General features: G+C 39.9%; 1 protein-coding gene. It reads right to left on the bottom strand.

All coding sequences use genetic code 11. The features are described 5' to 3' along the window. Positions 1-440 (bottom strand): hypothetical protein (locus tag AOA60_RS13885; protein ID WP_143522437.1); only part of this gene is annotated, 440 nt, incomplete at its 3' end. Between the last annotated feature and the right edge of the window lie 29 nt (positions 441-469).

Below are 469 nucleotides of genomic sequence, written 5' to 3'. Positions count from 1 at the left end.
GCCAATTCATCAGTTAACTTGTTATATTTTGTTTCAAAGCGATTGTCGATGTCATCAAGAAGTTCAGTCCCACCTCGATAATATGTGCTGTATAACTGAACTAAAGAAGGGCGCTCACCATTGTCCACAAAGTTCTGGATATCTGACATAGCAAGATCTACTAGTTGCTCGATTTCTTCAATAGCCTCCGCTTCTAGGTTTTCTAGCTTTTGTTTGTACTTCACTTTAATATCTTCTACTGAAGCAGTGGCTACAAGCTCTGTTTCACCTTCTTCTCTGCTTTCAATATATTCATTTTTAATGGAAGAATTGCCTTCCTCCATGTTAGATGGGCTCTCAGGTAATGTTTCATTCGCAGTTGTTATGGTCATTGTTCCAATCACAGCAATCGTGCTTAGGGCGATGAAAAGGCCCATCGTAATAAGTAACTTTTTACTCAACGCCGATCCCTCCTATGCTAGTAGTAGCA

It is taken from the genome of Pseudomonas sp. 2822-17 (assembly GCF_002742485.1).
In the GTDB taxonomy this organism is placed as follows: domain Bacteria; phylum Pseudomonadota; class Gammaproteobacteria; order Pseudomonadales; family Pseudomonadaceae; genus Aquipseudomonas; species Aquipseudomonas cyclaminis.
This window is presented reverse-complemented; position numbering and strand designations above follow the sequence as displayed.